The sequence below is a fragment of the Caulobacter sp. S45 genome, from assembly GCF_903642205.1.
Lineage (GTDB): Bacteria > Pseudomonadota > Alphaproteobacteria > Caulobacterales > Caulobacteraceae > CAHJWH01.
The window spans coordinates 1-6,283 of the sequence record NZ_CAHJWH010000172.1 but is presented as its reverse complement, the minus strand read 5'-3'; the positions used below and the strand labels follow the sequence as shown (position 1 = coordinate 6,283).

The following is a 6,283-nucleotide window of genomic DNA, read 5'->3' as shown; positions in this document are numbered from 1 at the left end:
CGCTGGCCGCCACGGATCAGCGCGCTCGACCCGGCCTTCCTCTGCCGTCCGTTCGCCTCAGGCCGCTTCGGCGTGCTAGCCTGCTGGCGGCCGGCCTCGACGAGCAGGCCACTTGGCCCGGCCCTCCCTTCGCCTTGAGCAAAGGGAGGCCTGCGGGGCGGCCATCCGCCGCTTACCAGCGGGGCGGAGCCTGGCAGCCGCAGGGATAGCTGTAGCCGTAGCTCATGGGCGGCGGCGGGGGCGGGGCGTAGGTCTGCTCGTAGCCCTGGTAGCCGTAGGCCATGGGCTGGGGCGGCGGAGCGTAGGGCCGCGGCTCGAAAGCCGGGGCGCCGCCGCAATACCCGTCCACCGGCACGCTCAAGGCGGCCGAGGCGCCGAGGTCGACGCCGAGCACCGTCACGCCGGCATGGGCGCCCGCCAGGGTGAAGCGGTCCTGACGGCAGCCGCCGCCGTAACCGCCGCCATAGCCGCCGCCGGCATAGGCATAGGGCGGCGGGGGCAGGTCGCCCGAGCCGTAATAGGGCTGGGCCTGGGCCGCGCCCGTTCCGCCCGCCAGCATCGCCGCGGCCGCCGAGGCGGCGAGAAGCTTGTATCCGATGATCATGCGCTCATCCCGATCGGTCGTGAAATCCTGTCCTCCGGCGGATCGCCGGGGACTGCCCTGCGACAAACGCACAGGCCCACCCCTTCGCGCCAAGGCTTTCACCTGCGGGTTGAGAACGCCTGGATCAGATGAAGCGCCAGGCCAGATAGCCCACCACGACGGCCAGAGCGACGACGATCAAGGCCGGCGCGAGCAAACCGGGATCGGCGCGTATGGCCAGCATAACGTCGCCCAGTCCCGCCAGCCAGTTCCGCCCAGGTTTGCTCAACGTCAACTCTTTCGAGTGACCGATCCGAAACAACCGATAAGGCGGTTCCGCGGCGATGTTCAGCAACCATGCGCCGCTGCCTGGCAAACGGCAACAATGTCGTGGGACAACTGCGAGGACGGTCCAGGTCCGCATCCATCCTGCGTCGGGTGCGCAGGAACCCCGGCGCGCGCCAACCCTTTACACCCAGCGCAGGGGCCGGAGGCGGGATGAAGCTGGTCGTCTTTGGCCTGACGGTCTCCTCCTCCTGGGGCAACGGGCATGCCACGCTGTGGCGGGGGCTGATCCGGGCGCTGGAGCGGCGCGGCCACGACGTGGTCTTCTTCGAGCGCGACACCCCCTATTACGCCGAGCACCGGGACCTGACCGACCTGGGCGAAGCGCTGCTGATCCTTTATCCGGACTGGGAGAGCGTGCGGCTGAAGGCGCTCGGCCACCTGCTGGACGCGGATGTCGCCCTGGTCACCTCCTATTGCCCGGACGCTCGCCAAGCCTCAGACCTGATCGCCGAGCAGGGCCATGTGAGCGTCTTCTACGACCTGGACACCCCGGTGACCCTGGCGCGGTTCGCCGCCGGCGAGACGGTGGACTACCTGCCGCGGGATGGCCTTGGCCGCTACGACCTGGTGCTGAGCTACACCGGCGGCGCGGCGCTGGAGCGGCTGCGCAGCCAGCTGGGCGCGCGCCGCACCGCCGCCCTCTACGGCCATGTCGACCCCGACGAGCACCATCCCGAGCCCCGCGACCCGCGCTACGCCTGCGACCTCTCCTATCTCGGCACCTACGCCGCCGACCGGCAGGCCGGCGTGGAGCAGATGTTCCTCGCCCCCGCGCGCGCGAGGCCGGACGTGCGCTTCGTGCTCGGCGGCTCGGGCTATCCGCAGGACTTCCCCTGGACGCCGAACATCTGGTTCGTGCAGCACCTGGCGCCCGCTGAGCACGCCGCCTTCTTCTCCTCCAGCCGGCTGACCCTGAACGTCACCCGGCGCGACATGGCGGCCATGGGCTGGTGCCCTTCGGGGCGGCTGTTCGAGGCGGCGGCCTGTGGCGCGCCCATCCTCACCGACGCCTGGCCGGGGCTGGAGGACTTCTTCGCGCCGGGACGCGAGGTGCTGGCCGTGGGCGGCGAGGCCGAGGTGCTGGCGGCCATGGACCTGCCCGACGCCGAACTGGCCCGCCTCGCCCGCGCCGCGCGCGAGCGGGTGCTGGACGAGCACACCTCCGACCACCGCGCGGGCCAGCTGCTGGCTCTCCTGGCCGACGTCTCCGAAGGCGTGCTTCCGGCGAGCTACACGCCGGTCCTGGCGGAGGCCTGAGCATCTGGGGGATCATACCCGCCGCGGGCCAGGGCACGCGCATCCAGCCGCTGGCCTTCTCCAAGGAGCTGCTGCCCGTCGGCGTGCGCCGGGACGGCAGGAGCGAGCGGCCGAAGGCGGTGAGCGAATACCTGGTGGAGCGGATGGCCCAGGCCGGCTGCACCAAGCTCTGCTTCGTCATTTCCCCCGGCAAGTCCGACATCCTGCGCTACTACGGCGACCGGGTGGAGGGCATGGACGTGGCCTATGTGGTGCAGCCACGCGCCGCGGGCCTGTGCGACGCGCTGTTCCGCGCCGCCCCGTTCGTGGGTCCCGACGAGCCGGTGGCCATCGGGTTGCCGGATACGGTCTGGTTCCCGGCCGGCGGCCTCGCCGCCCTGACGGCCGACAGGCTCGCCTTCCTGCTCTTTCCGGTCGCGCACCCCGAGCTGTTCGACGCCGTGGTGCTGGACGGCGCAGGCGCTGTAACCGAAATCCTGGTCAAGGCGGCGGCCCCGCCCACCGGCTGGATTTGGGGCGCGCTGCGGGCGCCCGGCCCGGTCTACCATCAGCTGGCGGCGCTGTGGCGGGCGCGGGACTGCGAGGACGAGTACCTCGGGACCCTGGTCAACGCCTGGATCGCAGGCGGCGGCCAGGCGGCGGGGGTGAAGGGTGGCGCCAGCTACGTGGACGTGGGCACGCTGCACGGCTATCGCGAGGCGCTGCGGCTGCTGGCCGACACCGAGCGCGGCCGCGACGACCTGATGGAGGCGCTGTGAGCGCGGACGACCCCAGCCGTCCCCAGGCGAACCGGCCCACCGTCGGCGCCCTGCCGCGCGCCGAGATCGCCCGCCGCATCCGCGAGCTCGGCCCCTGGTTCCACAACATGGACTTGGGGGGCGTCCTTACCGCGCCGGATCATTTCCTGGGTGACTATCCCCGGGTGAAGTTTGCGGGCTTCTCGGACGACCTGCCCTCGGAGCTTGCTGGTCGCAGCGTGCTCGACATCGGCTGCAACGGCGGCTTCTACGCCATCGAGATGAAGCGCCGCGGCGCCGGGCGGGTGATGGCCATCGACTCCGATCCCCACTACCTGGCCCAGGCCCGCTTCGCCGCCGACGTGTCGGGCTATCCCGACATCGAGTTCGCCCAGCTGAACGTCTACGACGTGGCGGAGCTTCGCGAGCGGTTCGACCTCGTCATCTTCATGGGGGTCTTCTACCACCTGCGCCACCCGCTGCTGGCGCTGGACCTGATCCACGAGCACGTGGCGGGCGACCTCCTGCTGTTCCAGTCCATGCAGCGAGGCAGCGAAGAGGTGGCCGAGGTGGCGCCGGACTACGATTTCACCGACATGGCCATGTTCGACGAGCCCGGCTGGCCCAAGCTGCACTTCGTCGAGCACGACTACTGCGGCGACTGGACCAACTGGTTCGTCCCCAACGCCGCCGCGGCCCAGGCCATGCTGAGGGCGTCGGGGTTCGACGTGGTCGCGAAGGTGGAGCAGGAGGTGTACCTGTGCCAGCGGCGCGAACTGGACGCAGGCCGACCGCCCTATGCGGCGTATCCGGCGATCGGTCGGTGACCCGCACCCCCCGTCGTCCTCGGGCTCATCCCCAGGATCAAGGCCGGCCAGGTGCGGGGCGCCTGCGGCGCTGAAAGCGCCCGGCGGTGGAACGCTCATCCTCGGGACGAGCCCGAGGATGACGGATGCGCCTACGCCACCGCCCGCAGCGCCGCGTTGGCGATGGTGAGCTTGGGGAAGGTCCAGCCGCCGGCGGTCTGCTCGATGCCGGCCAGGGTGTGAAGGGCGCGGTCCACCGCCTCGCGGCGGGTCTCGCTCCAGCGTACGACGGCTGTGTGCGCGGCCGCCATGTCCGCGCCGGCCTCGGCCGCGTTGGCCTCGGCCGCATCGGCGCCGCCGGCGATCTCGCGGGTGCGCGCCACCTGCTGCTCGATCAGCTCCACCACCAGGCCGCGGAGCGCCGCGCGCTCGTAGTCATCGGCCGCAGATATGCCGGCGGCGGCGGCGCGCAGCCGGTCGTAGCCGAAGCTCGATCCCACCGCACCGTAGAGCCCGGCCATGGCGGCGGCCGGCCAGCCCAGCGAACGGGCCAGGTCCGACACACCGATGGCCCCGGTCAGCGCCCGCAGCCCTGCCACGCGGCGCGCCAGGGCCTCCGGCGCGCCCGCCTCGGAGAAGACCCGCATCCGCGCTTCCAACGCCTCACGTTCGAAGTCTGACAGCAGGCTCGATCCCGCCGCCTGCAGCACGTCCACGTCGGGCCGGTAGGCGTCGATGAGCGCGCGCACGCCCGGATTGCGCCCGCCGGTGCGCTGGGCCAGCCAGAAGGTCTGGCCGCGGAGCGCGCCCGCGATCTCCTGATAGAGCGCCATCTGGGCCACAGCGGCGATCCGGTAGTCCAGCGCGTCCACCTCCCGCCAGGCCTCGTCCAGGCGGAACACCTGCCGCGCGGTCTCGAAGGCGGTGACCAGCGCGGCCGCGTCGCAGCCAAGCGAGGAGGTCAGGCGCGCGGGGAAGGTGGGGCCGCAGCGGTCCACGATCTGGTTGGCGAGCACCGTGGCGATGATCTCGCGGCGCAGGCGATGACGGCGCATCTCGCCTTCGAACCGGGCGAGCCCTGCCGGGAAGTAGTCCTCCAGCACACCCTCGAAATAGAGGTCGTCCGGCGCGGGGCTGCCCGCGATGTCAGCGGACAGCTCCAGCTTGCCGTAGGCGGTGATCACCGCCAGCTCCGGCCGCGCCAGCCCCCTTCCGGCGACGCGCAGCTCGGCTATGGTGGTGAGCTTGGGCAGGCCCTCCACCGCCCGGTTCAGACGGCCGCGGCGTTCCAGATCGAGCATGAAGGCTTCCTGGGCGTCCAGCTCGGCCGGGGCGTTGGCCTGCTGCAGGGAGAGGCCGAGCGTCTGGTCGTAGTTGTGGGCGAGCACGTGGGCGGCCACGTCGTCGGTCATGCTGGCCAGCAGCGGGTTGCGGTCGACCGGCGCCAGCTCGCCCAAGCGCTCCGCCTGGCCGAGCAGGATCTTGATGTTCACCTCGTGGTCGGAGGTGTCGACGCCGGCGGAATTGTCGATGGCGTCGGTGTCGATCCGCCCGCCGGCGCGCGCAAAGGCGATCCGCCCGGCCTGGGTGAAGCCGAGGTTGGCGCCCTCGCCCACCACCGCGACCCGCAGCTCGTCGGCGTTGATGCGCACGAGGTCGTTGGCCTTGTCGCCGGCCTCCGCCTGGGTCTCGAACGCGGCTTTCACATAGGTGCCGATGCCGCCGAGATAGAGCAGCTCGGCCCGGGCCTTCAGGATGGCGCGGATCAGCTCGGCGGGGGACAGGGCGTCGGCGTCCAGGTCGAGCAGCGCCTTCACCTGGGGCGTGAGCGCGATCGACTTGGCGGTGCGCGGGTGAACGCCGCCGCCTTCGCTGATCTTAGCTGCGTCGTAGTCGGCCCAGGACGAGCGGGGCAGCTCGAACATGCGCTTGCGCTCGGCCCAGGAGGTCTCGGGATCGGGCGTGGGGTCCAGGAAGATGTGGCGGTGGTCGAAGGCGGCCACCAGGTTCATGGCGTGGCTTAGCAGGGCGCCGTTGCCGAACACGTCGCCGCTCATGTCGCCGACGCCGATGCAGGTGAAGGGCTCGGACCGGATATCCTTGCCCATCTCCCGGAAGTGCCGCTCCACGGCGATCCAGGCGCCCCGCGCGGTGATGCCCATGGCCTTGTGGTCGTAGCCGGCCGACCCTCCTGACGCGAACGCGTCGCCGAGCCAGAAGCCGTAGTCCGCCGCCACCCCGTTGGCGATGTCGGAAAAGGTGGCCGTGCCCTTGTCGGCCGCCACCACCAGGTAGGGGTCGTCGCCGTCGTGGGCGATCACGCCCTGCGGCCTCACCACCGCGCCCGAAGCGTCCAGGTTGTCGGTGATGTCGAGCAGGCCGCAGAGAAAGGTCCTGTAGGCGCGCACGCCCTCGGCCCGCACCGCGTCCGCCGCACCGCCACGGGGGAGCGACTTGGGATAGAAGCCGCCCTTGGAGCCCACGGGCACGATCACCGCGTTCTTCACCTGCTGCGCCTTCACCAGGCCCAGCACCTCGGTGCGGAAGTCGTC

At 71.4% G+C, this 6,283-nt stretch carries 6 protein-coding genes; 3 read left to right on the top strand and 3 right to left on the bottom strand.

What is annotated here, in order from left to right:
* Positions 1-172 precede the first annotated feature (172 nt).
* Positions 173-604: a hypothetical protein gene (locus HUV06_RS13985; RefSeq protein ID WP_174301864.1), complete on the bottom strand. Its 432-nt coding sequence runs from the start codon at positions 602-604 to the stop codon at positions 173-175.
* A gap of 124 nt (positions 605-728) precedes the next feature.
* Positions 729-938, bottom strand: a complete 210-nt coding sequence (locus tag HUV06_RS13980) for a hypothetical protein (protein WP_174301863.1) — start codon at positions 936-938, stop codon at positions 729-731.
* A 143-nt stretch (positions 939-1,081) separates the two neighbouring features.
* On the opposite strand from HUV06_RS13980, the gene HUV06_RS13975 reads away from it, so the two are divergent.
* Genes HUV06_RS13975 through HUV06_RS13965 form a run of 3 tightly spaced genes read left to right on the top strand, consistent with a single transcriptional unit; the run spans position 1,082 to position 3,752 of the window.
* Positions 1,082-2,188: a glycosyltransferase gene (locus HUV06_RS13975; protein ID WP_174301862.1), complete on the top strand. Its 1,107-nt coding sequence runs from the start codon at positions 1,082-1,084 to the stop codon at positions 2,186-2,188.
* A complete protein-coding gene (locus HUV06_RS13970; protein ID WP_254601146.1) occupies positions 2,185-2,946 on the top strand; it encodes a sugar phosphate nucleotidyltransferase in 762 nt (253 codons plus the stop codon). The genes HUV06_RS13975 and HUV06_RS13970 overlap by 4 nt, the downstream gene beginning before the upstream one ends.
* Positions 2,943-3,752 (top strand): TIGR04290 family methyltransferase, encoded by an 810-nt coding sequence (locus HUV06_RS13965; protein ID WP_254601144.1) that lies wholly within the window; start codon positions 2,943-2,945, stop codon positions 3,750-3,752. The genes HUV06_RS13970 and HUV06_RS13965 overlap by 4 nt, the downstream gene beginning before the upstream one ends.
* A 131-nt stretch (positions 3,753-3,883) precedes the next feature.
* Here HUV06_RS13965 and HUV06_RS13960 read toward each other — a convergent pair.
* Positions 3,884-6,283 (bottom strand): NAD-glutamate dehydrogenase domain-containing protein (locus tag HUV06_RS13960; protein WP_174301861.1); only part of this gene is annotated, 2,400 nt, incomplete at its 5' end.

Bases quoted from the DNA above. Each gene is read 5' to 3' on its own strand.
- HUV06_RS13985 (WP_174301864.1), bottom strand. From the start codon at position 604: ATGATCATCGGATACAAGCTTCTCGCCGCCTCGGCGGCCGCGGCGATG.
- HUV06_RS13975 (WP_174301862.1), top strand. From the start codon at position 1,082: ATGAAGCTGGTCGTCTTTGGCCTGACGGTCTCCTCCTCCTGGGGCAAC.